Genomic DNA, 271 nt, shown 5'->3' on the forward strand with positions numbered 1-271 from the left:
CTCCGCCCTTGACGAGCTATCGTACCCAGCATGCCCGGCTCTAGCCCAGGACCCCGGCCAATTGGCAAACCGGCTCCGCACGCTCGAACCCATGGCGCAGATCGTCGGGGAGCGCCGCCGCCACCCGCTTCGCCGTGTCGCGGGCTTCGCGAGTCAGGGCATCGTCGCCATCGGCATCGAGCAGCGAAGTGGCCGTGCGAAAGAACAGCGCGGGATCGCCGACCGTCCTGGCGACGCGAACGGCGTCCCGAAACTCGGCGACCGCCTCACT

Annotated in this window: 1 protein-coding gene; it reads right to left on the minus strand. The window is 69.4% G+C overall.

All coding sequences use genetic code 11. The features are described from left to right. Positions 1-40: 40 nt before the first annotated feature. Positions 41-271: hypothetical protein (locus ACS2QP_RS27745; protein ID WP_438883062.1), on the minus strand; the 231-nt coding region annotated here is incomplete at its 5' end.

Origin of the sequence: Bacillus cereus group sp. Bce019 (assembly GCF_051781745.1) — a bacterium.
GTDB lineage: Bacteria > Bacillota > Bacilli > Bacillales > Bacillaceae_G > Bacillus_A > Bacillus_A cereus.